At 69.0% G+C, this 24,537-nt stretch carries 21 protein-coding genes and 1 pseudogene; 7 read left to right on the forward strand and 15 right to left on the reverse strand.

The window, feature by feature from the left end; all coding sequences use genetic code 11:
- Positions 1-344: 344 nt before the first annotated feature.
- From ACZ6ZD_RS16535 to ACZ6ZD_RS16565, 7 genes are all read right to left on the reverse strand, one after another.
- Positions 345-2,108 (reverse strand): proline--tRNA ligase, encoded by a 1,764-nt coding sequence (locus tag ACZ6ZD_RS16535; protein ID WP_465672864.1) that lies wholly within the window; start codon positions 2,106-2,108, stop codon positions 345-347.
- A gap of 86 nt (positions 2,109-2,194) precedes the next feature.
- Positions 2,195-2,566 carry a DoxX family protein gene (locus ACZ6ZD_RS16540; RefSeq protein ID WP_465672866.1) on the reverse strand — a complete coding sequence of 124 codons (372 nt, stop codon included), beginning with the start codon at positions 2,564-2,566 and terminating at the stop codon, positions 2,195-2,197.
- Positions 2,567-2,593: 27 nt separating this feature from the next.
- The gene (locus tag ACZ6ZD_RS16545) at positions 2,594-3,418 is read right to left on the reverse strand and encodes a GNAT family N-acetyltransferase (RefSeq protein WP_465672868.1); all 825 of its coding nucleotides are present in this window, start codon (positions 3,416-3,418) and stop codon (positions 2,594-2,596) included.
- A 43-nt stretch (positions 3,419-3,461) separates the two neighbouring features.
- Positions 3,462-4,724 carry an MFS transporter gene (locus ACZ6ZD_RS16550; RefSeq protein WP_465672870.1) on the reverse strand — a complete coding sequence of 421 codons (1,263 nt, stop codon included), beginning with the start codon at positions 4,722-4,724 and terminating at the stop codon, positions 3,462-3,464.
- A gap of 56 nt (positions 4,725-4,780) precedes the next feature.
- Positions 4,781-5,422: a VOC family protein gene (locus ACZ6ZD_RS16555; RefSeq protein WP_465672872.1), complete on the reverse strand. Its 642-nt coding sequence runs from the start codon at positions 5,420-5,422 to the stop codon at positions 4,781-4,783.
- Positions 5,419-5,574, reverse strand: coding sequence for a ribbon-helix-helix domain-containing protein (locus ACZ6ZD_RS16560; protein ID WP_465672874.1), 156 nt, complete (start codon positions 5,572-5,574; stop codon positions 5,419-5,421). The genes ACZ6ZD_RS16555 and ACZ6ZD_RS16560 overlap by 4 nt, the downstream gene beginning before the upstream one ends.
- A gap of 33 nt (positions 5,575-5,607) precedes the next feature.
- Positions 5,608-6,096 (reverse strand): hypothetical protein, encoded by a 489-nt coding sequence (locus ACZ6ZD_RS16565; protein WP_465672876.1) that lies wholly within the window; start codon positions 6,094-6,096, stop codon positions 5,608-5,610.
- Here ACZ6ZD_RS16565 and ACZ6ZD_RS16570 point away from each other — a divergent pair.
- From ACZ6ZD_RS16570 to ACZ6ZD_RS16590, 5 genes and pseudogenes are all read left to right on the forward strand, one after another.
- Positions 6,071-6,238, forward strand: a complete 168-nt coding sequence (locus ACZ6ZD_RS16570; RefSeq protein WP_465672878.1) for a hypothetical protein — start codon at positions 6,071-6,073, stop codon at positions 6,236-6,238. The genes ACZ6ZD_RS16565 and ACZ6ZD_RS16570 overlap by 26 nt on opposite strands.
- Before the next feature lie 61 nt (positions 6,239-6,299).
- Positions 6,300-6,491, forward strand: coding sequence for a hypothetical protein (locus tag ACZ6ZD_RS16575; RefSeq protein WP_465676054.1), 192 nt, complete (start codon positions 6,300-6,302; stop codon positions 6,489-6,491).
- 95 nt (positions 6,492-6,586) lie between these two features.
- Positions 6,587-6,781, forward strand: a pseudogene (locus ACZ6ZD_RS16580) (DUF7402 domain-containing protein); the annotation flags it as partial.
- A 232-nt stretch (positions 6,782-7,013) separates the two neighbouring features.
- Positions 7,014-13,424, forward strand: coding sequence for an RHS repeat-associated core domain-containing protein (locus tag ACZ6ZD_RS16585; protein WP_465672880.1), 6,411 nt, complete (start codon positions 7,014-7,016; stop codon positions 13,422-13,424).
- A 150-nt stretch (positions 13,425-13,574) separates the two neighbouring features.
- The gene (locus tag ACZ6ZD_RS16590) at positions 13,575-17,606 is read left to right on the forward strand and encodes an RICIN domain-containing protein (protein WP_465672882.1); all 4,032 of its coding nucleotides are present in this window, start codon (positions 13,575-13,577) and stop codon (positions 17,604-17,606) included.
- Here the strand turns inward: ACZ6ZD_RS16590 and ACZ6ZD_RS16595 are convergent.
- A complete protein-coding gene (locus tag ACZ6ZD_RS16595; RefSeq protein ID WP_465672884.1) occupies positions 17,603-18,223 on the reverse strand; it encodes a CGNR zinc finger domain-containing protein in 621 nt (206 codons plus the stop codon). The genes ACZ6ZD_RS16590 and ACZ6ZD_RS16595 overlap by 4 nt on opposite strands.
- A gap of 56 nt (positions 18,224-18,279) precedes the next feature.
- On the opposite strand from ACZ6ZD_RS16595, the gene ACZ6ZD_RS16600 reads away from it, so the two are divergent.
- Together ACZ6ZD_RS16600 and ACZ6ZD_RS16605 are read left to right on the forward strand one after the other, a co-directional pair.
- Positions 18,280-18,645, forward strand: a complete 366-nt coding sequence (locus ACZ6ZD_RS16600; RefSeq protein ID WP_465672886.1) for a nuclear transport factor 2 family protein — start codon at positions 18,280-18,282, stop codon at positions 18,643-18,645.
- Complete coding sequence (locus ACZ6ZD_RS16605) at positions 18,645-19,049, forward strand: SRPBCC domain-containing protein (RefSeq protein WP_465672888.1); 405 nt, start codon at positions 18,645-18,647, stop codon at positions 19,047-19,049. Before ACZ6ZD_RS16600 ends, ACZ6ZD_RS16605 begins: the two co-directional genes overlap by 1 nt.
- Here the strand turns inward: ACZ6ZD_RS16605 and trxA are convergent.
- The 7 genes from trxA to dxr are packed head-to-tail and all read right to left on the reverse strand — an operon-like array spanning position 19,032 to position 24,530.
- Positions 19,032-19,367, reverse strand: a complete 336-nt coding sequence (gene trxA / locus ACZ6ZD_RS16610) for a thioredoxin (RefSeq protein WP_465672890.1) — start codon at positions 19,365-19,367, stop codon at positions 19,032-19,034. The two genes, ACZ6ZD_RS16605 and trxA, sit on opposite strands and share 18 nt — an antisense overlap.
- A complete protein-coding gene (locus tag ACZ6ZD_RS16615) occupies positions 19,360-19,725 on the reverse strand; it encodes a MerR family transcriptional regulator (RefSeq protein ID WP_465672892.1) in 366 nt (121 codons plus the stop codon). Before ACZ6ZD_RS16615 ends, trxA begins: the two co-directional genes overlap by 8 nt.
- Before the next feature lie 46 nt (positions 19,726-19,771).
- Positions 19,772-20,215, reverse strand: a complete 444-nt coding sequence (locus tag ACZ6ZD_RS16620) for a hypothetical protein (protein WP_465672895.1) — start codon at positions 20,213-20,215, stop codon at positions 19,772-19,774.
- Between the two features lie 54 nt (positions 20,216-20,269).
- A complete protein-coding gene (locus ACZ6ZD_RS16625; RefSeq protein ID WP_465672897.1) occupies positions 20,270-20,827 on the reverse strand; it encodes a nucleosidase in 558 nt (185 codons plus the stop codon).
- Entirely contained in the window at positions 20,824-21,975 is a 1,152-nt protein-coding gene (ispG, locus tag ACZ6ZD_RS16630) for a flavodoxin-dependent (E)-4-hydroxy-3-methylbut-2-enyl-diphosphate synthase (protein ID WP_465672899.1), read from the reverse strand. The genes ACZ6ZD_RS16625 and ispG overlap by 4 nt, the downstream gene beginning before the upstream one ends.
- 27 nt (positions 21,976-22,002) lie before the next feature.
- Complete coding sequence (locus ACZ6ZD_RS16635; protein WP_465672901.1) at positions 22,003-23,313, reverse strand: M50 family metallopeptidase; 1,311 nt, start codon at positions 23,311-23,313, stop codon at positions 22,003-22,005.
- Positions 23,310-24,530 carry a 1-deoxy-D-xylulose-5-phosphate reductoisomerase gene (dxr, locus tag ACZ6ZD_RS16640; RefSeq protein WP_465672903.1) on the reverse strand — a complete coding sequence of 407 codons (1,221 nt, stop codon included), beginning with the start codon at positions 24,528-24,530 and terminating at the stop codon, positions 23,310-23,312. The genes ACZ6ZD_RS16635 and dxr overlap by 4 nt, the downstream gene beginning before the upstream one ends.
- Positions 24,531-24,537: the final 7 nt, after the last annotated feature.

The following is a 24,537-nucleotide window of genomic DNA, read 5'->3' on the forward strand; positions in this document are numbered from 1 at the left end:
GCCCGCCTGGGCGTGACGCGCATCCGGGCGTGACCAGCCGACGGAACCCGCCTGGGCGTCGCCCGTGGACGGACCTCACCCGGGCGTCACCGGCGCATGGGGCCCGCCTGGGCGTGACGCGCATCCGGGCGTGACCAGCCGACGGAACCCGCCTGGGCGTCGCCCGTGGACGGACCTCACCCGGGCGTCACCGGCGCGTGGGGCCCGCCTGGGCGTGGCGCATGCGGGCACCGCCGGTGGACAGACCCAGTCTGGGCGTCGCGGGTGGACGGATCTTGGCCGGGCGGCGTCGGCGGACGGCTTGTGACCCGGGGGGTGAGCGCCCGGAGAAGGGCAGTCGGGGGTTAGGGGGTGGTGGTGGTTAGTAGGTGGTCTACTACGTCGGCTACGGGGATGTCGGCGCGGGTGTTGGTGCGGCGGTCTTTGACTTCGATGGTGCCTTCGGCGAGGCCTTTGCCGACGACGGCGATGGTGGGGACGCCGATGAGTTCGGCGTCTTTGAACTTGACGCCGGGGCTGACTTTTTCGCGGTCGTCGTAGAGGACGGTGAGGCCGCGGGACTCGAGCTCGGCGGCGAGTTCGGCGGCTTTGGCGAAGACCTCGGGGTCCTTGCCGGTGGCAACGAGGTGGACGTCGGCGGGGGCGATCTCGCGCGGCCAGACCAGGCCGAACTCGTCGTGGTTGCCCTCGGCGATGGCGGCGACGGCGCGGGTGACGCCGACGCCGTAGGAGCCCATGGTGACCGTGACGAGTTTGCCGTTCTGGTCGAGGACCTTGAGGTCGAGGGCGTCGGCGTACTTGCGGCCGAGCTGGAAGATGTGGCCCATCTCGATCCCGCGCGCGGACTCCAGCGGGCCGGAGCCGTCGGGTGCGGCGTCGCCGTCGCGGACCTCGGCGGCCTGGATGGTGCCGTCGGCGGTGAAGTCGCGGCCGTGCACCAGGTTGATGACGTGGTAGCCGGTCTTGTCCGCGCCGGTCACCCAGGCCGAGCCCTCGGCGACCCGCGGGTCGAGCAGGTAGCGGATCTTCGCGGTGTTCTCCGCGCCCAGCACGCCCGGGCCGATGTAGCCCTTGGCCAGCGCCGGGTGCTTCTCGAAGTCCGCCTCCTCGAACGCGACCACCTCGGCCGGCTCGACCTGCGCGCCGAGCCGCTTCTCGTCGATCGCCCGGTCCCCCGGGACGCCGATCGCCAGCGGCTCGCGCGTCCCGTCGGGGTGGATGAGGACGACGAGCACGTTCTTCAAGGTGTCCGCGGCCGTCCACTCGCGGCCGTCGGCCCGCGGGTGCTTGGCGTTCAGCGCGTCGACGAGCGTGTCGATCGTCGGGGTGTCCGGGGTGTCGACGACCTCGGACGCCGGGACGCCGGACGCGTCGACCGGCGCCGCCGGCGCGACCACGACCGCCTCGACGTTGGCGGCGTACCCGCCGGCCGAGCGGACGAAGGTGTCCTCGCCGTTCGCCGCGATCGCGAGGAACTCCTCCGACCGCGAGCCGCCCATCGCCCCGGACATCGCCTGGACGATCACGTAGTCGAACCCGAGCCGGTCGAAGATCTTGATGTACGCGCCGCGGTGCGCCTCGTACGACGCGGCCAGCCCGGCGTCGTCGACGTCGAAGGAGTAGGAGTCCTTCATGACGAACTCACGCCCGCGCAGTACGCCGGCCCGCGGCCGCGCCTCGTCGCGGTATTTGTTCTGGATCTGGTAGATCGACAGCGGCAGGTCCTTGTACGACGAGTACAGGTCCTTGACGACGAGCGTGAACATCTCCTCGTGCGTCGGGCCGAGCAGCATGTCCGCGCCCTTGCGGTCCTTCAGCCGGAACAGGTTCGGCCCGTACTCCGTCCAGCGGCCGGTCGCCTCGTAGGGCTCCCGCGGCAGGATCGCCGGGAAGACCAGCTCCTGCGCGCCGATCGCGTCCATCTCCTCGCGGACGATCTGCTCGACCTTGCGCAGCACGCGCAGCCCGAGCGGCAGCCAGGTGTAGACACCCGGCGCCGTCCGGCGGATGTACCCGGCGCGGACGAGCAGCTTGTGGCTCGGGACCTCCGCGTCCGCCGGGTCCTCGCGAAGGGTGCGAAGGAACAGCGACGACATACGCAGAATCACGGCGAACTCCCTGGAGATGGCACAACGGACGACTAGAGGATATCCGTCCGCCAGGAGTGCTCCGACCAGTTATCCCCAGGCCGCTCTCACTCGGTCTCGCGGGACGCTTTCAGCGCCCATTTGATCAGCGGCAGCTGGAACGGCAACCGCGCCCAGGCGATCGCCTTCGCGCGCGGCGATCCCTTGCGCTGCAGGTCCGCCGCCATCTGCAGGTTCGCCGGGAAGACCGCCACCAGCAGGCCCGCGCTGGCCAGCCCGGCCGCCCGGCGCGTCTTCGGGTGCAGCAGTCCGGCCGCGCACGCCAGCTCCGCGACCCCTGACGCGTAAACGAGTTCCTTCTTCCGCGGCAGCACCTTCGGCACGATCTTCTCGAACGGCTCGGGTTTCACGAAGTGCAGGACGCCGAGGACGCCGAACAGCACCGACAGGCCGGTCGTGGTCTTGCTCCGGGTCGCCATGAGCGCCACCTTACTCCGAAGTAACCCTCAGAACAGGATGGTGGCGAACGTCTCGACCGTCCGGAACCCGACCCGCTCGTACGCGCGGCGCGCGGGTGTGTTGAACGCGTTGACGTACAGCGTCACCACCGGCGCGATCTGCCGCGCCAGCTCGACCACGGCGGCCATCCCGGGCGCCGCGATCCCCCGCCCGCGGTACTCCGGGTCCACCCAGACACCCTGGATCTGACAGACCCCACTGCCCACCGAACCGACCTCGGCCTTGAACACCACCCGGCCGTCCTCGATCCGCGCGAACGCCCGGCCCGCCCGGATCAGCTCAGCCACCCGGGACCGGTAGAAGGTCCCGTCCGGCCCGGTCTGCGGCGGGACGCCGACCTCCTCGGTGTACATCGCGACACAGGCCGGGTACAGCACCGGCAGCTCCACCGGCTCAACCGCGCGGACCAGCGGATCCGGCTCGATCGCGGGCGCGCCCTCGATCACCATGAACGGCTGGTCGCCGCGCACCTCGCGGGCCGGGCCCCAGTGCGGCTCGAGCGCCGTCCACAGCTGGTCGACCGCCCGGGCCGGTCCGAGGATCTGGAAGCAGTTGCGGCCCCGGCGCAACGCGTACGCCGCGAACGCGCGCAGTGCGGCGTCGTCCGCGCCGACCGGGACCATGTTCCCGCCGGCGTGGCAGAGCGCCTCCAGAACGCCTTTGTCGACGTAGCCCCAGACCTCCGCGCCACGGCGCGGGTCCAGACCGGATGCCTGCACAAGACTGTCGACGAACACGTTGACGACCGGATCACGGGCGATCACCGCGCGCGCCGCAGCGAGGTCACGAGGACCGAGAACCCGTACGCCCACGCGCAGAACCTAGCGGATGAACCGCTCCGCAGCACGCAACGGGTCAGCTCGCGGCCGGGTCGGGTGTGGCGGCGATTCGCCGCAGCGGCGACGTCCAGGCCACTGCGACGCCGACAAAGCTCGCACTCCCGACCAGAACCATCGCTGCGCGGATACCGACCTGATTACCGAGCAGACCGCCGACCATCGAGCCCAGTGTCCAGCCGACCGCCCACGACAGCATGCGGCCCGCTGTGTTCACTCGGCCGAGGAGCTGCTCCGGTGTGACCTGCTGGCGGTACGAAACGGCGTTCACGATCACCAGCACGTACGCCGAGCCCCAGCAAAGCAAGGCGAACGCTGCGACCACCCAGCCGGTCGACAACGGCGCCAGTACGCCGATGAGCGCGGACAGCGGTAGCGCGTACAGAGTGATCGCAGCGGGCGGCCAACGCTTCAACAGCCGCGGTAGCGCGAGTGCCGCGATCAGACCGCCTATCCCCCACGTCCCCCAGACGAGGCCGAACCGGAGCCCCGACGTACCGACGTGGAGCACGCGGTCGCACCAGACGACCATCAGCGCCATGAACCCACCGCCTGCGAACGACTGCAGGCTGCCCACGATCGTCATCGTCCGGACGCCGGGGTGCCGGATGAGGTAGCGGATGCCCTCCGCGATGTCAGCCAGGACGACGCGCGGCCGCAGCGGCTGCAGCCCCTGACGTCGCTCCGACATCGCCCGGACGATGCCCCGCACCGCCAGCGCAGACGCGACAAAGCTCAACGCATCAAGCGCCAGCAGCCCAGCCGGATGGATGAGCGCCAGCGACAGACCAGCCAGCGGAGGCACCAACAGCTCGATCAGACTGGACGCCGACCAGACAGCTGAGTTCGCCTGGGCGACCCGCGCTCGCCCCACCAGCACCGGCAGCGCACCGAAGTTGGCACCGTCGAAGAACGTGTAGACCGCCTGGACGACGAACGCGACCACCAGCACCTGCGCAACGCTCAGCACATCGAGGAGGTAAGCCACCGGCACCGACCCGATCAGCACGGCGTTGAGCAGGTCAGCCGTCACCATCACTCGCCGCCGGTCCCACCGATCAGCCAGCGCCCCCGCGAACAACCCGGTCAACAAGTACGGCGCCGCCTCCAACGCGGTCACCGCAGCCGTCAGAACCGTCGACCCGGTCAGCCGATAGACCAGCACCGGCAGCACGATCGCCGTCACCATCGACCCGCTCAACGAGAGCACTCGGGCCAGCCAGTACCTCCGGAAGTCCGGATCGTCCCGCAACCGCACACTCACAGCGCCAGCCTCATCCACCGCAGCTCCTCCCCGAATCCATCCGCCGCCCCCTCGTCCGGCAACACATCAGTCGTTCAAGACCGTCCGTGCACCACGACAACCTGGCCGTCAGGGTCGGTCATTTCGAGCACGTCGCCGGCCCGGCTCACCTGGTAGCCCGCTTCAACCAGGCGGCGGCGCACCGCGTCCAGATCCTCGGTGGTGGTGAGCTCCAGCCGGACGCCGAGGCCGAAGCGGGCCAGCGAGCCCAGACCGACGACGGAGAGGAAGCCTCGCCAGGCCGCCTCTTCTGCGGCGTCGAGCTGCGGAGTCACCAGCCAGCGGTCGTCCGGAGCCGTTTCGTTCAGTTTGTAGCCGTAGAGGTCGTCACTGCGCTCGTCGATGTAGATGTGCGCCCCGCCCGGACCAGAGACCTTGAGCACCCGCCCGTACGCCTCGTCCCACACCGCTACCTCCGTGTAACCGGCCTGCTCGAACTGCTCCTGCAGCCGATCGATGTCATCGGCCTCGAAGGACAGACTCGTCTGCCCCGGCCGGCCACCGGTAGAGCTCGTGGCTGCGCTGTGCAACGCGACCATCCCCTGCCCGGCCCGCATGTCCACCCAGCCACCACTCTCGGACTCGATCCGGGCCTGCAGCCCCAGCGTCTCCAAGAAGGCCCGCATGCCGGCCACATCGACAGTGAACCGCAACGGCCGAATCACCACGTCGCTCATCCTCGCGCCTCCCCGTGCTCGTCCAGGTACTCCGTCAGCGCCTGCTCGACCAGCGCCGACAGGCTGGCGCCCTCGTCGATGGCCTTGTGCTTCACCCGCCGCACCAACCCCGGCGGCAGGTACACGTTGAACTGCACCTTCTTGTCGTCCATACCTAGGATGCTAGCAATCTAGCGCGCTAGGAATCAATGGGTGCCGACGCGGAGATGAGTCGCCGGGCGGGTTTGGAGGGTGATGGGGAGGATCAGGTGGCGAGGAGGTCGGCGGCATTGCGGCCGAGATCCTGGACGGAGGGAGGCGGCGACGGCGAGGATGCTGGCCGGGCCGACGTCGTCCATACCGGCCAGCTCGACGGCACCGGGGACCTCGTAGCCGAGGTCAGCCAGTTCTCGGGCGGCTGTCGTGACGATGAAGCCGTCCGAACAGAGCAGGACGGTTGGCGGCTCGGGATGAGACACCCGGGTCGGCGACACTGCAGGCCTTTCCGACGCCGGCCGCAACCTCGGCCTCGGCGACGGCGTCAGCACCATCCGCCGGACGTCGACTCCCCCGAACCTCTTTGAGGCGAGCCCGAACCAGAACCCGGTGACGCCGAAGTCGTCACTCCCCCTGGCGGTGACGAACAGCGCGGCGACCGCGCATCTCAGCGTGCCGCCGTACTCGGTCAGCGGCATCCGGCTCGGTAGCGTTGCCCTTGGCAACAACCTCGCACCGCTGGCGACGGCACCCGGCTCATCGGTCAGCCAGGAGCACCCGACCCTCGCCGCAGCGAACGTTGCCGACGGCATCGTCGGCGTCCACGGGGACGGCGAGTGAGCCTCGAGCCAGGAGCTGAAACCCAGCCTGACCCTGACCTGGCCGCTTCCCCGTCCCGGAGCTGCCGAACAGCGGCCTGGCCAAGGACCTCACCTTTGCACCCCGCAGTACGACGTCCGTCCGGCTCGAGATCACCGACGGCGCCGGATCGAACGTCGGCCTCTCCGAGATCCAGGTGTACGACGGCGCGGACGTCGCCCGCGCGGGCACCTCACCGCGAGCACCGACTCGGCGTACGCCGGCCCGGCCGTGACCGACGGCGTCGTCAACCAATGGTTCGCCGGCGAGTGGGCCTCCAACGGCGAACTGAACCCCACGCTCACCCTGACCTGACCAACACCCCAGCGCGTCGGCCAGGTGATCCTCTATGACCGCAACAACCTCGAGGAGCACGCCCGGGGCGGCACGCTGATCTTCGGCGACGGCGACGGCAGCCGCGCACCCCTCACCGGCCTGGACAACCTCGGCACAGGCGAAGTCGTCACCTTGCCGCCCCGGCTCACGCAGTCGATCGGTTCGAGACCGCCGGCGGCGCCGGCCTGAACCTTGGCCTCTCCGAGTCCTGATTTCATTGCTGAGAGCAACTACTTCGCTTGTTCTGACAGGGATTTCGGTTTCCGTTTCGACGCTCGTCAAATGGCCTCGTTTCGACGGACGCCGAAAAGGGCGAACGGTGCGTCACGCTGCTTCGAGCAGCGTCGAACGGGTTGTCGAATACGGATGTCAATCGTTGCAATGTCTTGGTCCACTGCCCTCCCGAGAAGAGAGCACCCCCATGCCCAATGCCCCAGCCGCCCGGCGCCGGGCCGGCCGCGTCGCGATCACCACCACGGTCGCGACGGCCCTGATAGCGACCTTGTGGGGTCCGGCCGCGAACGCGACTCCCCTCAAGGACGACCCCGCCTGGAAAGCCAAGAAGGACAAGCCCGTCCCCACCAAACCGTTCAAGCCGATCCCCAAGGCGGCCGATCCCGCCGAGGCCGCCGCCGCGAAGCCGGCGCCGAACAAGGTTACCTGGCCGAAGGCCGGCGCCGCGGAGGTCGCGCTGCCCGCCGTGGCCTCGGCCTGGAGTACGACGCTCGCCGGCGGCCGTAGCGCCGGAACGAAGACGCAGGCCGGCTCGCTGCCGATCTGGATCGGCTCCGCGGCGGCGCCCACCGCCGCCGCGGCTGCTGCCGACGCGACGCCGACGAAGGTGAAGGTCGATCTGACCCGCCTCGGCGCCGACGGCCTGCAGCTGAAGCTGAACCGCACCGACGGCGTCGCCAAGAGCGGCAAGGTCTCCCTGCAGCTGCGCTACGAGGACTTCCGGGACTCCTTCGGTGGCGACTGGGCCCAGCGGCTGCGCGTGGTCGACCGGTCGACCGGCAAACCGCTCGCCGTTCAGAACAACGGCTCCGGCACGCTCACCGCCGATGTCCCGGTCGGCGCGCAGGCCGCAACCTTCGCCGTCCAGGCCGGTCCGTCCGGCGGCACCGGCAACTTCGGCTCGTCCCAGCTCGCGCCAACCGCGACCTGGCAGGTCGGCGGGTCGTCTGGCGACTTCGCCTGGCAGTACCCGATGTCCGTCCCGCCGAGCAACGGCGGCCCCACGCCGAAGCTGAGCCTCGACTACAGCTCCGGTGGTGTCGACGGCCGCACCGCGGCGACGAACAACCAGCCCTCGTGGGGCGGCCAGGGCTTCGAGCTGGCGCCTGGCGGCTCGATCGAGCAGCGGTTCGCCTCCTGCGCCTCGAAGACCGAGCAGTCCGGCAACAACGGCACCAAGGCCACCGGCGACCTGTGCTGGGCCGGCGAGAACGCGACGTTCACGCTGAACGGCAAGGGCGGTGAGCTGGTCCGCGACGACGACACGAAGACCTGGCACCCGCGCCAGGACGACGGCTCGGTGATCGAGAAGCTCTCCGGCGCCGACAACGGCGACGACGGCCGCGTCGCCGCCGAGAAGGGCGAGTACTGGCGCCTGACCACCAAGGACGGCACGAAGTACTACTTCGGCCTGAACAAGCTGCCGGGCGCCGCCGACCAGCGCACCAACTCCGGCTGGACGGTGCCGGTGTTCGGCAACCACTCCGGTGAGCAGTGCTTCGCGACCGGCAACTTCGCCGGCTCCTGGTGCCAGCAGGTCTACAAGTGGAACCTGGACTACGTCGTGGACCGCCACGGCAACACGATGAGCCTGTTCTACGACAAGGAGACCAACTACTACGGCCGGAACTCGACCGCGACCGCGGTGACGCCGTACGTGCGCGGCGGTAACGTCCGCACCATCGAGTACGGCCAGCGCGACGGCGCCGTGTTCAGCACCAAGGCCGTCGGCAAGGTCGAGTTCACGACGACCGAACGCTGCCGGGACAACAGCGGCTGCTCGGCTCCGGAGGACTACCCGGACGTTCCGCTCGACCAGCGCTGCATCGGCGCCGGCGGCGCGCAGCCGGCCAACTGCGACAACAAGTTCAACCCGTCCTTCTTCACCACCAAGAAGCTCAGCAAGGTCAGCACCTACGTCAACCGCGGCTCGACGTTCGACCTGGTCAGCAGCTGGAGCCTGCGGCACACCTTCCCCGACAACGGCGACGGCACCAAGCCCGGCCTGTGGCTGGAGGCCATCACGTACGCCGGCCACGTCGGCAGCGCCGGCGGCGTCCCGATCCCGGAGGTGAACCTGGACGGCGAGCAACTCGCGAACCGGGTCGACGCCGCCGGCGACAACCTGCCCGAGATGAAGTGGTGGCGGGTCAACCGCGTCTCCTACGGCACCGGCGGCGAGCTCGCCGTCCGCTACCTCAAGGCCGACTGCAAGCCCGGCGACAAGCCGGCCGCCGACACCAACGGCCGCCGCTGTCACCCGATGAAGTGGACGCCGCCCAGCTCGACCGAGCGTGAGGACTGGTTCCACAAGTACGTCGTCGAGACGGTCACCGAGACCGACCGCGTCACCGGCGCCCAGCCGATGGTGACCACCGTCGAGTACCCGGACCCGCCGGCCTGGCGGCACGACGACGAGGACGGTCTGGTCGAGATCGGCCAGAAGACCTGGTCGCAATGGCGCGGCTACGACCGCACCATCGTCCGCAAGGGCAACGTCGGCGGTCCGCAGATCGTCACCGAGAACCGCTACTTCCGCGGGATGGACGGCGACAAGCTGAAGACCGGCTTCAAGGACGTCCAGGTCGTGGACTCCACCGGCGCCAAGGTCGACGACCTGCCGCCGCTGTCCGGCCAGCCGCTGGAGACCCGGACCTTCAACGGGACCGCCGAGGTCCAGCGGACGGTCAACGAGCAGTGGATCTCCGACGCGACCTCGACCCGGGTCCGCCCGTGGGCGACCGTCAGCGCCTTCCAGGTCCAGGAGGCCGGTAGCCGCCAGTTCGAGGCCCTCACCGGCGGCGGCTCGCGGAAGAGCCAGGCGTCCAACAAGTACGACGACAACGGCGTCCTGCTCAGCCGCAACGACCTGAAGGACCTGAGCACCGACACCGACGACACCTGCACCACCTACGAGTACACGGCCAATGCGGCCGCGGGTATCAGCGAGATCCCGAAGCGCGAGGTCACCGTCGGCGTCGCCTGCGGCAAGCCGTACACGCAGGACCAGGTGATCAGCGACAACCTCACCTACTACGACGGAGCCGCCGATCCCGACGCCGCGCCCGTCCGCGGGAACGTCACCAAGACCGCACGGCTGTCCGGGTTCAAGCCCGACGGCAAGCCGGACTACCAGGTCACCGGAACGACCGAGTACGACGTACTCGGCCGCGCGATCAAGATGACCAACCCGAAGAACCAGAGCAGCTCGGTCGTCTACACGCCGGCCGGCCCCGGCCCGGTGACCAAGGTCGAGTCGACCAAGCCGAACGGCCACAAGACGAGTGTCGAGCTCGAACCCGCCTGGGGTCAGCAGATCGCCACCGTCGACGAGGCCGGCAAGCGCACCGAGGCGACGTACGACGCGCTCGGCCGGACGGCGAAGGTCTGGTACCCGGGCCGCACCGGCGCGGCCAACTTCTCGGCCAAGGCCGGCGCGAACGTGGCCGGTCTGGCCGCGGCCGCGGACAACGCCGCCACGGCCGACGTCCAGTACACCTACGGCATCTTCGCCAACGCCCCGTCGTCCGTCACCACGCGGACCTTGCAGACCGACAACAGCGTCGAGGACTCCATTCAGCTGTTCGACGGCCTGATGCGGCCCCGGCAGTCCAAGGATCCGGGCAAGACCGGCGGCTCGATCATCAACAACATCCAGTACGACAGCCGCGGTCTGGAGGTCAAGGAGGACGGTCCGTTCTACTCCGACACCCCCGTCACCGAGCAGCTGCTGATCCCGGTCGAGGAGGAGCTGCCCACCCAGAAGGTCACCCAGTACGACCTCGCGGGCCGGCCGACCGTCGAGCAGGTGAAGTCGTTCAGCAACGTGCTGTGGGAGACCAAGCACACCTACAGCGGTGACAGCGAGACCATCGACCCGCCGACCGGCGAGACGCCGACGACGCGGATCACCGACGTCCAGGGCCGGCTGCTCGAGCTGCGTCAGTACACCGGCGACACCGCGACCGGCGCGTACGACTCGACGAAGTACGGGTACAACGCGAAGGGCCAGCTGGCCTCCGTCACGGACCCGGCCGGGAACAAGTGGACCTACAAGTACGACGTCTTCGGCCGGCAGATCGAAGAGGTCGACCCGGACAAGGGCACCACGACCAGCACCTACGACGAGCTCGACCGGCTGGCGACCACGAAGGACGGCCGCGGCAAGATCACCGCCTACGAGTACGACACCCTGGGCCGGACGACGGTCAAGCGGGCGGACTCGGCGACCGGGCCGAAGATCGCGGAGTGGGTCTACGACACGCTGCTGCCGGGGATGCCCACCTCGTCGACGCGGTACGACCCGGACGGCAACCAGTACATCAACCGGGTCACCGGCTACGACGACCGCGGCCGGGCCACCGGCAACGAGTACGTCATCCCGGGTAACGAGGGCAAGCTCGCGGGCACCTACAAGTTCGAGAGCACCTACAAGGACGACGGACAGCTCGCGACCGAGACGGTCCCGGGCGCTGGTGACCTGCCGGGCGAGACGCTGACGTACGGCTACAACGCCCAGGACCAGCCGACCACGCTGGCCTCGGGGCTGTCGACGTACGTCCGCGGTACGACGTACACCTCGTTCGGCGAGGCCGAGCAGATCACCATGGGCTCGTCGACCGGTAAGTGGCTCTCGATCGGCTACAGCTACGAGGACGGCACCCGCCGGCTCTCGAAGGTGACCACCGAGCGCGAGACGCTGCCACGGCGGGTGTCCGAGGTCGAGTACCTGTACGACGCCTCCGGCAACATCCGGCAACTCAACGACACCCCGTCGTCGGCCAGCGGCGAGGCCACCGACACGCAGTGCTTCAAGTACGACTACCTGCGCCGGATGACCGGAGCCTGGACGCCGAAGCCGGGCGAGGACAACGCACCGGGCGACTGCGGTCTCGCTCCGACCGCCGCGAGCCTGGGCGGGCCGGCGCCGTACTGGCACCAGTGGACGTTCGACAAGGTCGGCAACCGCGAGACCGAGACCAAGACCTGGAGCGGTGGCTCGACCACGGCGACGTACAAGTATCCGGCCGCCGGGCAGGCCCAGCCGCACGCCGTCCAGAAGGTCATCACCACCGGCACCGGCATGCCGGCCGGCGGCCGGACGGACAACTACACCTACAACACCGGCGGCGACCGGACCCAGCGCACCATCGGCGGCGGCCCGGCCGAGGACTACACCTGGAACCACGAGGGTGAGCTCGAGAAGGTCAAGAAGGTCGGTGGCCAGGAGACGTCGTACATGTACGGCGCCAACGGCGAGCGCCTGATCCGGCGGGACAACACCGGCACGACGCTCTACCTGGGCAACACCGAGCTGCTGCTGAAGCCGAACGCGACCGTTGCCGAAGGCACCCGGTACTACCAGCTCGGCGGGAAGACCGTCGCCGTCCGCCAGCAGGGCAAGCTGAGCTGGCTCGGTGCCGACCACCACGGCACGTCGAACACCGCGGTCGCCGACACCGCGACGCAAACGGTGCAGCGGCGGCGTGAGGACCCGTACGGCAACAACCGCGGCACGGCGCCGGCCGCCTGGCCCGGCCAGCGCGGATTCGTCGGCGGCACCAACGACGCCTCCACCGGACTGGTCCATCTCGGCGCCCGCGAGTACGACCCCACGATCGGCAAGTTCATCTCGGTCGATCCGAAGGTGACGATCGACGATCCGCAGACGCTGAACGCGTACATCTACAGCAACAACAACCCCATCACGTTCAGCGACCCGGACGGTATGTCCTGGTTCAGCAGCATCGTCGAGAGCATCAAGACGGTCACCAAGACCGTCACCAACCGGGTCGTCGAACAGTACAAGGAGACCATCCAGGTCGCCTCGACGGTCGTCACCTGGGTTCGCGACCGGGCCACCGAGACCCTCGCAGCGGTCAAGTACGTCGTCACTCACCCGGTCGAAGTCATCAAACAGGTCGAGAAGACGATCAAGACCGTCGTCAAGGAAACGGTCAAGGTCGCCGTCAAGGTCGCCAAGAAGGTCAACGAAGTCCGCAAGGACCCCGTCGGCTCGCTCAAGAAGGCGGCCGCCGCCGCCGTCAAAACGGCCAAAGCAGTAGCCCACGCGGCCAAAGCAGTCGCCGTCAAGGCCGCCAAATGGGTCTACGAGAACCGCGCGATGATCCTGCGCGTGGTGGCCGAGGTCGCGCTCACCGTCGCCATCGGGGCGATCACCGGCGGCGTCGGAGCGCTCGCCCTCCGCGGCGCGATCATGGCGATGCGGTACGCGTCGTCGGCGGCCAGGCTGGCCAGCTCCGCGAAACGGTTCGACGTCGGCCTGAAGGCGGTGCATGCCGGCAAACAGGAGAAGCACATCCTCGGCGCCCGGAACTTCGACCCGATCAAGAACCGCAGCGAGATGGCCGGAACCGTCGACGATGCCACCGCGCTCATCCAGCGTGGGTTCGGTCGCGGCCGCCAAACCGGCGACAAGGCTCCGGGCCAGGCCGGGCACAAGGAGAAGGTCGTCTACGACCGGAACATCGGAACCCACATCGACGGGACGACCGGCGCCAGAACCCCGACCAACTCCGGCACGATCCACTACGACAAGAATGGGCACGCGCACATCGTGCCGGCCCGGCCCGAGTGACGGCGCCGAGCACTTTCTCCGCTCGCTGATCCGCGGCTGGAGGGTGGCCGGATCCCGGTCACCCTCCAGCCGCATCCCCGGGGCCTTCCCCGATCCCCGCAGTTCTTTCGAGGCGTCGCGCCGTGCGTGCGTCGCGGTGAGGTGACCACCATGAAGTTCGGTCGAGTTTTGCGGGCCCTCGTTGTGGGCTCGTTACTGCTTCCCACCGGTGTCGTCGCCGGCCGCTCGGAGGCGGTGACGCCTTCCGGGACGGTCGACAGCACCCCGCCCGCGGCCGAGTCGCCGATGGCGAAAGCACAGTCCGCGGCGCGGGAGAGTGGGAAGCGGGTTGAGGTGGAGGGGTTGCGGAGTGAGACGGGGTCGGTTTTTGCGAATCCGGATGGGACGAAGACGCTGGAGCAGCATGCGGTGCCGGTGCGGGTTCGGCGGGGGAAGGGGTGGGTGGCGCCGGATGCGACGCTGGTGAAGGGGGGTGACGGGAGTGTGCGGCCGCGGGCGGCGGTGACGCCGATCGTGTTGTCGGGGGGCGGGTCGGGGCATTTGCTGACGATCGGGAAGCGGGGGCAGCAGGTCGCGATGGGGTGGCCGGGGCGATTGCCGGCGCCGCGGCTGAGTGGTGACACGGCGACGTACCCGGAGGTGTTGCCGGGGGTGGATCTGCGGATCGTGGTAGGGATCACGGACTTCCAGCATCTGCTGGTGGTGAAGAACCGGCAGGCGGCCGGGAATCCGGCGTTGCGGACGCTGCGGTATCCGGTCAGCAGCGACAGCCTGAAACTGTCGGTGCGCAAGGACGGGACGACGCTTGCCCAGGGCAAGAAAGGTGAGACGGTGTTCACCGCTCCCCCGCCGACGATGTGGGACGCCGCGCGGACGACGTCCCGGCTCGGGATCGAGCTGACGCCGACGACGATGACCCTGACCCCGAACCAGAAGCTGCTCACGGATCCGGCGACGAAGTACCCGGTGCTGATCGACCCGTCACTCGGCGGCGGGCTGGTCAACTGGCTGCACGTGAGCACGAAGATGTCCGGCAGCGACCACGGCTGGGCGTACGACCGCAACGACGAGGGCGCCAAGATGGGCGCGATCTACGGCGAGACCAACCACCGGTACCGCTCGATGTTCCTGATGAACACGACCAACGGCGCGCAGACGATCGCCGGCAGCCAGATCGTCAAGGCGACCTTCCGGATCACGATCAACAAGTCGCCCGACGGCGTCGCGCGGCCGGTCCAGCTGTGGTGGCTGAACCAGCTGAAGACCACGGACGTCGTCAACTGGGGCAACCAGGAAGGCTATTGGCGCCAGCACGTCGCCACCTCGACCGGCGAGGCCTATCCCTGGCACGAGGACAACCCGATCGAGTTCGGCAACGACACGCTGAAGGCGATCGTCCAGGGCATCGCCGACCGGCGGGAGCCGCAGGTCGCCTTCGGGCTGCGCGCGGAGAACGAGTCCGACGGCTGGCAGTGGAAGAAGTTCCACCCGAACACCGCGGTGATCGCGATCGACTACAACACGCCGCCGCGGATGCCGAAGAACGTCAACTTCACCCGGCCGCGCCCCTGCGGTACGAAGGCGGCGCCGACCGCGATCGCGACCCCGCAGCCGCAGTTCGCCGGGATCGCGAACGACCCGGACGCCGGTGACAACGTCCGGACCAAGCTGGAGATCCTGGACGCCGCGGGCGCCGAGGCGCACTCCGCCGAGGTCGGCCCGACCGTCAGCGGCGCGGCCTTCTCCTGGCCCGAGGTCCCGGCCGGCAAGCTGGCGGCGAACACGCCGTACCGGTACAAGGCGACGACCCGCGACGACCACGTCACCGGCCCGTCGACGCCGGAGTGCTGGTTCGTCGTGGACACGATCAAACCGGCGACGCCGATCGTCACCTCGACCGACTTCCCGAACGGCGAGCCGGTGACCACGCTGCGGACCGCGGGCAAGGTGACGTTCAAGATCGGCTCCGCGGCCGACACCGACGTGAGCGAGTTCCTGTTCGGCTACCAGCAGGACAAGATGACGATGCGGGTCAAACGCGACGCGAGCGGTACCGCGACGATCCCGGTCACCCTCGACATCCCCGAAGGATCGCAGAGTCCGCCGTCCGCGATGTTGTTCGTCAAGGCCGTCGACCGCGCCGGGAACCTGAGCGACAAGTTCAAGCAGTGGAGTCTGCAGGCGCTCGAGGAGGGCGCGCCGCCGCGGTCGTTCGTCCGCAACGACGTCAACGGCGACGGCCGCGCCGACCTCACCTCGGTCGTCGACCACGGCTACGGCCGGACCGCGGTCTGGAACTTCGACTCGGCCGGGGACAACAGCTTCTACCCCGGCTACATCGGCTGGGACAGCCGCGAGGGCGGCGGCTTCAACCTGTACCGCACCCGGCCGGTCCAAGGTGATTTCGACCGGGACGGGAAGACCGACCTCGCGCTGTTCCGCGAGGGCGCGGGCCGGCAGCTCTGGCTCTACAAACTGAAGTCCGACGGCAACCGGTACGACGCGCCGCCGGCGCTGTGGAGCAGCGGGCCGAACGGCTGGCCGCTGAGCACGGCCCGGATGATCGGCGGGGACGTCGACGGGGACGGGAAGGACGACATCGTCGTCCAGAACGCCGGATCGGACAGCTGGAGCTCACTGGTGTTCCGGGCCGCGAACAACTTCGCCACGCCGACGACCTGGGCGACCGCCGCGGCGGGTAACCCGTGGTCGGCGAGCGCGCCGCTGCTGGCCGACATCGACGGCGACAACAAACTCGACCTGCTCAGCGTGCGCAACCTCAACGGCTGCCGGACGACGGTGGATCTGTACAAGTCGACCGGGACCTCGTTCGCGGCGGCCCGGACGATCTTCGACTCCGGCGCCGGCGGGCTGTGCTGGGAGAAGGCGCGGCCGGCCGTCGCCGATGTGGACGGCGACGGGAAGGACGACATCGTCGCGCTGTACGAGTACGGCGTCGCGGCCGGCGGGACCGATGCCGGCCTGACCGTGCTGCGCTCGAACGGGACGGCGCTGACGCAGAGCTCGTGGTGGCGCAAGACGATCGATCTCGACCTGTCGAAGGCGACGCTGACGACCGGCGACTACAACCGGGACCGGCTGGACGACGTCGCGATCCTGTACGCCGGTGGCACGGCCCCGGTGGACCGGCAGGTGTTCAGCTTCCGGTCCAGCGGTACGGCGTTCGCGGATCGGGTCAAGGGCTGGGAGGGCGAGACCGGGGCGGTGACCGGGCCGAAGTTCGACATCGAGCACCGGGAGTACGAGCTGGTCAACCGCAACAGCGGGAAGTGCCTGAACGTGTGGAACGCCGATCCGAACAACCTCGCCAAATACGTGCAGTACAAGTGCGAGACGCTCGCGATGAACGCCCGCTTCCACATCGACCAGGTCGCCGGGACCGAGCAGTACGCGATCAAGGCGGTGCACACCGCGACCGGTGAGAACGCGTTGCGCTGCGCCGATATCGGCGGCTGGAGTCTGGAGGACGGGGGTGAGCTGATCCAGTGGTCGTGCGGTAACGGGAACGGCGAGCCGACCGCGAACCAGCAGGTGACGCTCACGTACGTCGACGGCTCCAGCTACGACACCGTCGTCCAGCTGAAGGTCGCGCACAGCGCGAAGTGCCTGTCCATCATCGGCGGATCGCCGAACGACGGTGAGCAGGTCCGGCAGGAGACCTGCGGTCAGGCGGCGAACCAGCAGTGGATCCTGCGGCCGGCCTACAACCAGACGCAGCTGGGCGAGAACCTGACCGCGCGGTACCGGACGTCGGCCGCGACCAGCGCGACGGGCGTCCTGGACGTCGAGAACTGCCAGACCCAGGACGGCGGCAACATCCGGATCTGGGACGACTTCCCGAACAGCGCCTGTCAGCAGTGGAAACTGCAGAGCCTCGGCGACGACCTGTACAAGATCGTCGACGGGAACAGCTCGAAGGTGGTCGACATCGAGGGCTGCTCGAAGTTGCCGGCGGCAAAGGTCACGCTGTGGACGAACAACGACACCGAATGCCAGCTCTGGCGGATCGAGCCCAGCCCGGAGGGCAGCTACAGCGTCATCCAGGCGGGCACCGGGCTGTCGATGGATGTTGCCGACTGCAACCGAACGAGCCAGGCCGAAGTGATCACGTGGTTCTACCACGGCGGGCCGTGCCAGCGCTGGTTCTTCCGGAAGCGTTAGGTGGTGTGGCGGGTGCGGTAGTTGCCGACTTTGTGGCGATTGCCGCACCGCTGCATGGAGCACCAGCGGCGGTTGCCCGGGCGGGAGGTGTCGTAGAACATCAGGGCGCAGTTGCCGCCTTCGCACATGCGGAGGCGGGTGACGCGGTCGGTGCCGATGATGGCGATCAGGTCGCGGGCGGCGGCGCCGAGGATCTGGTCGCCGGTGACCGGCGTCCGGCGGCGGAGGACGCCGTGGTCGTCCAGCTCGGGGGCCGGAGTGGCGGCGACCGCGCTGTTGATCAGAGCGCGGTCGGCGGCGGTGAGAGCACTCGGGACGACGCCGGGCACCTCGCCGCCGGTCAGGTTGGGGATGACGCGCCAGAGGATCGAGCGGAACTGTTTGAGGCGCTCCAGCTCGGCTTCGGTGAGGTGGATGTCGGCGGGGCTGAGCGGGAGGTCGGCGGCCAGATAGGAGTCGGCGAGCCAGGCGGCGGCGTCCGCGGGGGTGTGCAGGGTTTCGTAGCGGTCCCAGGGCGGCGGGCCGCCGCTGAGGATCAGCTCGAGCGCGAAACTGCCGGGATCGAAGGTGTGGGTCACGCCGTCGGTTCCGGTCAGACCTCTTGCTCCTGGCTTCATGTAACCACTATATTCGGTGTCAGACACCGGTATAACCAGTTACACGGAGGATCAGCATGTCGATCACGGAGACTTTGCTCGAGCTCGAGGACCGGCTCTGGAAGGCGAACCGCGAGGGGGACGGCGCGTTCTACGCGCAGTGGCTGCGGGACGACGCGATCGCGGTCAGCAAGTGGGGCATCATCGACAAGGCGACCGCCGTCCCCGGGATCCAGGTCAATCACAACCCTTATCTGACGACGGATCGGTCGGGCGAGCAGGTGATCGTCGTCGACGAGCACACGGCCGTCGTGACGTATCGGGTCGACGTGGTGGCCCTGGTCGACGGGTCCGAAATGCATCTGCCGTCGTACGCGAGCACGGTCTGGAACAACGGCTCCGGCGAGTGGCGCGTGATCTTCCACCAGCAGTCTGCGCTCTGATGCCGACCGGGCTGACGAAGGATGTCGGGTGGAACATCGGCGTCTCGAAGACGGTGCCGTACGCCGCGGACGACGTCTGGGCGTTCGTGACGAGCCCGGCCGGCGTCGCGTTCTGGCTTGGCGAGGGCGTTGAGCTGACGGACGGCGCGGCGTACGAGACCGTGGACGGGACTGTCGGCGAAGTGCGCAGTCTGCACGCGCACGGGCGGGCGCGGTTGACCTGGCAGCCGGCGGACTGGTCGCACGAGACGACTGTGCAGGTGACGGTGACAGGCTCTGGCTCGAAGGCCGTGTTGCGGTTCCACCAGGAGCGGCTGGCGGACGCGGCGGAGCGCGAACGCCAGCGGGCTCACTGGGCTGCCGTGCTGGCAGCAGTGGTCGAGCGGCTAGACGGCGGCGAGTAGGGCGTCGTCCAGCTCCTTGAGTAGCTTGGCCTTCGGCCGGGCGCCGACGACGGCCCAGATCGGGCGGCCGTGCTGGAACAGCATCAGCGTGGGCATCGCCTGCACCCGGTAGGCGGCGGTGATCGCCGGGTTCTCGTCGGCGTTGAGTTTGACGACGGTCAGCTGGTCGTTGCGCTCGGCATCGATCTGCTCCAGGATCGGCACGATCTGGTGGCACGGCGGGCACCACTGGGCCCAGAAGTCGACCAGGACGGGCTGACCGGCCCGCAGTACCAGCTCGTCGAACGTCGTCTCGTCGACGACTTGCAGCTCACTCATTCGTCCTCCAGCTCTCGGCATCGGTCAGGAGGCCGGCCAGCCGCTCGCGCAGCGCGGTCAGCTCGTCGATCCGCTGCTCCACCTCCGCGATCCGGATCCGGTACGCCGTCAGCGACGCCGGGCACACATCGGCCCGGTCGTTGCCGGCGCGCAGGCACTCGATGAACGGGTACGTCTGCTCGGCGGTCAGCCCGAGACTCAGCAGCGCCTTCACCTCGCGCACGATCACCACGTCCTCGGCGTCGTACACCCGGTACCCGTTGGCCGCCCGGCGCGGCTTGAGCAGCCCCTGGCCCTCGTAGTACCGCACCGCCTTCACCGTCACACCGGCCGCCGCTGCCAGATCCCCGATCCGCATCTCGCCTCCTCTCCCCCGACGCTAAACCCTCCCCCTGGGGTCAAGGTCAAGCCTCATACCCAGGATCGAGATGCGCCGCCAGCCCACACCGGACGCACCGGTTCAGGTCGCCGTACTCGTGCTGCCACCCGTCCCACGTCACCTCCCCGCACCGCACGCAGATCTCGACCTCAGCACACCTGTGCCGCTCGAGCGTCCGGAACCCCTTCGGCTGCACCGGTACGGCGTCCCCCGCGTACCGGTGCAGGTCGTGCACGAAACCGCGCCGCTCCTCCGCACACACCGCACAGGTGGTGGTCGACGCGCACACCCCGCGTCCGTCGTCGTACCGCACCGGCTCACCCCACTGATGCGCCGTCGCCGACTGCAGCTCCTGGCCACACCTGCTGCACGCCCGCACCTGTCGGCAGCCCTCTCCGGCCCGCCAATCCCCCTCCCGCCGGTGCAGGTTGAGCCGGCACAACAGCGCCCCGCCGCGAGTATCAGCCACCCGGCATTCTCAGCACGCCCGCTAACCCCAGTCCACCCCCTGGGGCCGCGGCACTCAGGCGGTTCGGTTCACGTACTCCGTGACCCAGTCGCCGAGCACCTTGGCGCTACGGTCGACCAGAGCGGGCCAGTCATGAGCGCTCTCGTCGGCGTCGTCCGAAACATGCTTGACCACGCGGACCGGTACGCCGAACTCGCGGCAGGCGTACACCACGCCGTACGCCTCCATGTCGACCAGCTGCGCCCGCTCCGCCAGCCGAGCCCGCACCACCGGGTCGGTCACAAACACATCCCCCGACGCCAGCACACTCCCGTCCCCACCTTCAACCGCCAGCTCCTCCTGCGGATCAAGCCCGATCCCGCGAATCGCCTCCGCGTTCACATCGTGGTTGATCACCACACTCGGCAGATAAAGCCCCGACACCCCGTCCCGCAGCGCCCCCGTCGTCCCAACATTCAGAACAACCAGATCGGACCGATCCCGCTCCGCCAACACCCGAGCCACAGCAACCGCCGCCGCCGTCTTCCCCACCCCGGTAATCACCACCGGCAGATCGTCCGGCACATACCGCGCCTCGCCCGCGACGGCGCTGACGACGACGTACTGCGTCATCCGACGGTGACCGTGGGTTCGCCGGAGGCGGTGGTTTCGCCCATTTCTTCGGCGATGCGCATGGCTTCTTCGATGAGGGTCTCGACGATCTGGGACTCGGGGACGGTTTTGATGACCTCGCCCTTGACGAAGATCTGGCCCTTGCCGTTGCCGGAGGCGACGCCGAGGTCGGCTTCGCGGGCTTCGCCGGGGCCGTTGACGACACAGCCCATGACGGCGACGCGGAGCGGGACCTCCATGCCTTCGAGGCCGGCGGTGACCTGCTCGGCCAGGGTGTAGACGTCGACCTGGGCGCGGCCGCAGGACGGGCAGGAGACGATCTCGAGTTTGCGCTCGCGCAGGTTCAGCGACTGCAGGATCTGCAGGCCGACCTTGACCTCCTCGACCGGGGGCGCGGACAGCGAGACGCGGATGGTGTCGCCGATGCCCTTGGACAGCAGGGCGCCGAACGCGGTCGCCGACTTGATCGTGCCCTGGAAGGCCGGGCCGGCCTCGGTGACGCCGAGGTGCAGCGGCCAGTCGCCGCGCTCGGACAGCAGCTCGTAGGCGCGGACCATGACGACCGGGTCGTTGTGCTTGACCGAGATCTTGAAGTCGTGGAAGCCGTGCTCCTCGAACAGCGACGCCTCCCAGACGGCCGACTCGACCAGCGCCTCGGGGGTGGCCTTGCCGTACTTCTTCAGCAGCCGCGGGTCCAGCGAGCCGGCGTTGACGCCGATCCGGATCGAGGTGCCGTGGTCCTTGGCGGCGGCCGCGATCTCCTTGACCTGGTCGTCGAACTTGCGGATGTTGCCCGGGTTCACCCGGACCGCCGCGCAGCCGGCCTCGATCGCCGCGAACACGTACTTGGGCTGGAAGTGGATGTCCGCGATCACCGGGATCTGCGAGTGCTGCGCGATCTCCGGCAGCGCGTCGGCGTCGTCCTGCGAGGGGCAGGCGACCCGGACGATGTCGCAACCGGCCGCGGTCAGCTCCGCGATCTGCTGCAGGGTGGTGTTCACGTCCGAGGTCAGCGTGGTCGTCATCGACTGCACCGAGACCGGCGCGTCGCCGCCGACCAGCACCTTGCCCACCTTGATCTGGCGGGTCTTACGGCGCGGGGCCAGAACGGGAGGCGGCAGCGCGGGCATGCCCAGGTTGATGCTCATGATTCCTTACTCACAGGTGGTGGGTGATCAGCCGTTGAAGAGCCGGATCGGGTTCACGATGTCGGCGATGACGAGCAGTACGCCCATCACCACGATGACGCTGGCCATCACGTACGCGATCGGCAGCAGCTTGGCGACGTCGACGTACCCGGGGTCGGGCCGGCCGAACAGCTTCGCGACACCGCGCCGGATCCCCTCCCAGATCGCGCCGACCATGTGGCCGCCGTCCAGCGGCAGCAGCGGGATGAAGTTGAACAGGGCCAGGAACAGGTTCAGCGAGGCGAGCAGCGAGACCAGGAACGCGATCCGCTCCCCGCCGGTCAGCGACTGGTTGGCGGCGATCTCACCGGCCACCCGGCTGGCGCCGACGACGCTCATCGGGCCGTTCTCGTCGCGCTCGCCGCCGACGATGGACTTCGCGACGCCGACCAGCTTCTCCGGGAAGTTGCCGATCGCCTGGACGGTCGCGACGGTCAGCTCACCCATCTTGTCGACCACGAATCCGGGCCCCTGGCGCTCGACCTTCATCTCCGGCGAGACCCCGAGGAAACCGACCGAGACGACCTTGTCCGAGCCCGCCTTCTCGCGGACCTGGTTCAGGATGGTGTTCGTCCGCAGCGTCTGCTGCTGACCGTTGCGCTCGACGACGATCGTCGCGGCCTGGTCGGTGTTGGCGCGGATCAGCGGGGTCAGGTCGTCCCAGCTGGAGATCGCCGTCCCGTTGAAGGACAGGATCTTGTCGCCGACCTGGAACCCGGCGGTCTTGGCCGGGGAGACCGTGTCGGCGTCGGTGCACTTGCGGTCCGCGGTCGCCTGGGCCGCGGGGATCACGCAGTCGGTGACGGTCGCGACCGTGGTCTGCGCGACGTTGGCGCCGTACAGCATGAACAGGCCGCCGAACAGGACGAACGCGATCGCGACGTTGACCAGCGGGCCGGACGCCATCACGATCAGCTTCTTCCACCAGACCTTCTGGTAGAACAGCCGGCCGTTGTCGGCCGGGTCGATCGTCTCGTACTCCGCGGAGCGGGCGTTCTCGACCATCGACTGGATCGGCCCGGTGTTGGCCTTGCGGACCTTGTTCGGGTCCTGGCCCTTGGCCGGCGGCAGCATGCCGATGATCCGGACGAAACCACCGGCCGGGATGGCCTTGATGCCGTACTCGGTCTCGCCGCGTTTGACCGACCAGAGGGTCCGCCCGAAACCGACGAAGAACTGGGTGACCTTCATCCCGAAGGCCTTCGCGGGCACCATGTGGCCGACCTCGTGCAGCCCGACCGAGACCAGGATGCCGATCACGAACAGCACGATGCCGATGAAGGTGAGCAATGCGGTCATGCGTTCGTGGTCTCCTGTACTCCGGTGATCTCGCGAGCCCGCGCCCGGGCCCAGGCGTCCGCGGCGAGGACGTCGTCCACGGACAGCTCCTCGTACGAGGGTACGTCGTGATCGGTCAGCACCCGGGCCACTGTGTCGACGATCGCCAGGAACGGCAGCCGGCCGTCCCGGAAAGCCTGCACGCAGACCTCGTTCGCGGCATTGAACACGGCCGGCGCCGTCCCGCCCCGGGTACCCGCCTCCCGGGCCAGGCCGACCGCCGGGAACGCGTCGTCGTCCAGCGGCAGGAACTGCCAGCTGCTCGCGGCGGTCCAGTCCCACGGCGGGGACGCGTCCGGTATCCGGTCGGGCCAGCCGAGGCCGAGCGCGATCGGCAGCGTCATGGTCGGCGGCGAGACCTGCGCGATCGTCGAGCCGTCGTGGAACTCGACCATCGAGTGCACGGCCTGCTGCGGGTGGACGACGACGTCCACCCGGTCCATCGGGATGCCGAAGAGCAGATGCGCCTCGATCAGCTCCAGTCCCTTGTTGACCAAGGTGGCCGAGTTGATCGTGACGACCGGGCCCATGGCGAAGTTGGGGTGCGCGAGCGCCTGCTCGACGGTGACGTCGGCCAGCTCGCTCCGCTTACGGCCCAGGAACGGCCCGCCGCTCGCAGTCAGCAGCAGCCGACGCACCTCGGCCGGAGAGCCGCCCCGCAGGCACTGCGCGATCGCACTGTGCTCGGAGTCGACCGGAACGATCTGACCGGGCTTCACCCGCCGCGTCACCACCGGACCGCCGATGACGAGCGACTCCTTGTTGGCCAGGGCAAGCGTGTTACCGGCGTCCAGCGCGGCCAGCGTCGGGTGCAGACCGACCGAACCGGTGATTCCGTTCAGTACGACGTCACACGGCAGCGCGGCCAGCTCACTCGACGCATCCGGCCCGGTGATGATCTTCGGGATCCGGAAGTCGCCCTGCGCGTAGCCCTGCTTCTGCGCCTCGGCGTAGAAGGCCAGCTGCAGATCCTGGGCCACTGTGGCCTTGGCCACGCCGACTACCTCGACGCCGAACTCCAGCGCCTGCTGCGCGAGCAGACCGACGTTGTCGCCGCCGGCTGACAGCGCCAGCACCCGGAACCGGTCCCGATTGCGGCCGATCAGCTCGAGGGCCTGAGTGCCGATCGAGCCGGTCGAGCCGAGGATGACGACGGTGCGCGAGTTCACGTCGGTCATTGTCCCA

The sequence above is a fragment of the Kribbella sp. NPDC104218 genome (genome assembly GCF_055584105.1).

Bases quoted from the DNA above. Each gene is read 5' to 3' on its own strand.
- ACZ6ZD_RS16600 (WP_465672886.1), top strand. From the start codon at position 18,280: ATGTCGATCACGGAGACTTTGCTCGAGCTCGAGGACCGGCTCTGGAAG.
- ACZ6ZD_RS16540 (WP_465672866.1), bottom strand. From the start codon at position 2,566: ATGGCGACCCGGAGCAAGACCACGACCGGCCTGTCGGTGCTGTTCGGC.
- dxr (WP_465672903.1), bottom strand. From the start codon at position 24,530: ATGACCGACGTGAACTCGCGCACCGTCGTCATCCTCGGCTCGACCGGC.
- ACZ6ZD_RS16555 (WP_465672872.1), bottom strand. From the start codon at position 5,422: ATGAGCGACGTGGTGATTCGGCCGTTGCGGTTCACTGTCGATGTGGCC.
- ACZ6ZD_RS16560 (WP_465672874.1), bottom strand. From the start codon at position 5,574: ATGGACGACAAGAAGGTGCAGTTCAACGTGTACCTGCCGCCGGGGTTG.
- ACZ6ZD_RS16605 (WP_465672888.1), top strand. From the start codon at position 18,645: ATGCCGACCGGGCTGACGAAGGATGTCGGGTGGAACATCGGCGTCTCG.
- ACZ6ZD_RS16625 (WP_465672897.1), bottom strand. From the start codon at position 20,827: ATGACGCAGTACGTCGTCGTCAGCGCCGTCGCGGGCGAGGCGCGGTAT.
- trxA (WP_465672890.1), bottom strand. From the start codon at position 19,367: ATGAGTGAGCTGCAAGTCGTCGACGAGACGACGTTCGACGAGCTGGTA.
- ispG (WP_465672899.1), bottom strand. From the start codon at position 21,975: ATGAGCATCAACCTGGGCATGCCCGCGCTGCCGCCTCCCGTTCTGGCC.
- ACZ6ZD_RS16595 (WP_465672884.1), bottom strand. From the start codon at position 18,223: ATGAAGCCAGGAGCAAGAGGTCTGACCGGAACCGACGGCGTGACCCAC.
- ACZ6ZD_RS16615 (WP_465672892.1), bottom strand. From the start codon at position 19,725: ATGCGGATCGGGGATCTGGCAGCGGCGGCCGGTGTGACGGTGAAGGCG.
- ACZ6ZD_RS16585 (WP_465672880.1), top strand. From the start codon at position 7,014: ATGCCCAATGCCCCAGCCGCCCGGCGCCGGGCCGGCCGCGTCGCGATC.
- ACZ6ZD_RS16635 (WP_465672901.1), bottom strand. From the start codon at position 23,313: ATGACCGCATTGCTCACCTTCATCGGCATCGTGCTGTTCGTGATCGGC.
- ACZ6ZD_RS16590 (WP_465672882.1), top strand. From the start codon at position 13,575: ATGAAGTTCGGTCGAGTTTTGCGGGCCCTCGTTGTGGGCTCGTTACTG.
- ACZ6ZD_RS16565 (WP_465672876.1), bottom strand. From the start codon at position 6,096: ATGCCGCTGACCGAGTACGGCGGCACGCTGAGATGCGCGGTCGCCGCG.